This window comes from Metamycoplasma neophronis (assembly GCF_006491995.1).
GTDB lineage: Bacteria > Bacillota_I > Bacilli_A > Mycoplasmatales > Metamycoplasmataceae > Metamycoplasma > Metamycoplasma neophronis.
The window spans coordinates 1-498 of record NZ_VHHP01000047.1; the positions used below are offsets into that span (position 1 = coordinate 1).

1 pseudogene is annotated in these 498 nt (G+C 67.1%); it reads right to left on the bottom strand.

Annotated features, from left to right (window positions below):
• Positions 1-397, bottom strand: a pseudogene (mmcO, locus tag FJR74_RS08450) (multicopper oxidase MmcO); the annotation flags it as partial.
• Positions 398-498 lie beyond the last annotated feature (101 nt).

The window sequence follows — 498 nt, forward strand, 5'->3', positions numbered from 1 at the left end:
TGCCATCCATATCGTTGCGCAGCGCGATGCCGTGCCAATGCACCGACGTCGGATCACCCAGACGGTTGGTCACCGAGACGACAATCTCATCCCCGACGGTGGCCCGGATCAGTGGTCCGGGGATGGTGTTGCCGTAGGTCAGCGTGCTGACGATCGGCCCACCCAGGTCGATCCTCGCCGGCTGGGGGGTCAGCGTGGCGGTAACCGTTCGCCCACTGTGCGGCCGGGCCGCCTCGGCCGCGTCGATTGCAGCGGTCATCCCGGCGGCGCCGGATGCCGTGGGCTTCGAGGCGCAAGCGGCTAGCGCAAAGCCGCTGGCGATGCCGGCGCCGAGGAAGCCGCGCCGGCTGAACCGCCTCTTGTCGAAGGCGTTACCGCTCGTGGCCAGCTCGGGCATCGATCGCTCCTCGTCTGGATTTGGTCTCGCTCTTCGTACCCTGCCCAGACATCGGGCAGTACGCAACGGTTGATGATCACCACGCCATCATCCGCCCTTAC